The sequence below is a fragment of the Streptomyces sp. AC627_RSS907 genome, from assembly GCF_019049165.1.
In genome coordinates this window covers 1-556 of record NZ_JAGMUE010000212.1, presented here as the reverse complement: position 1 = coordinate 556, position 556 = coordinate 1, and the positions used below count along the sequence as shown (strand labels likewise).

1 pseudogene is annotated in these 556 nt (G+C 63.7%); it reads right to left on the bottom strand.

Annotated features, from left to right (window positions below):
* Positions 1 to 224, bottom strand: a pseudogene (locus KUM32_RS32285) (site-specific integrase); the annotation flags it as partial.
* Between the last annotated feature and the right edge of the window lie 332 nt (positions 225 to 556).

Here is a 556-nt window from a genome sequence, read left to right as displayed (position 1 = left end):
GATTCCTTGACCGTGTAGCCGGTGGGGGCGATCGCGAGGTCATCCTCGTAGTCGCGAAGCACCTCTTTGAGCTTGGCTTTCGCCTCGGTCTTCGTCCGACCACTGCCGCGTTTGACGATGCGTTTGCCGCTCGGGTCATGGCCGAGATTGGCGGTCGCGATCCAACGCTGACGGCTGTCGTCCCAGTGCGGGCCGCCGTCACCTCTACTGCGTCGCTTCGGCATCACGCTGCCTCCCCGAGGCCCATGCGCGAGATGGGCGACACCCTGGCCCCCACGCGAGACCACACCATCGGGTCGTCCTCGACGCCCGGGAGTGTCGGGGTCAAGATGAGTTATCAGGTAACGCTCCAGCCCCGCCGCGTGAGTGACGGGGCTACAAGTGCACCGTGGTGGCGGCTATCCGAGACGGGTTGCAACGCCGGGATCGACTGTCAGGAGAGCGCGCTCGCTTCAGTTCTTTACCAACCGAATGGCGCTCACTATGGCCGCAAGGTTGGCTACTGCGCAGATCGTCCAAGCTGTGGCATTTTTTTGTCCGTGCGTCAGTGTCTCGC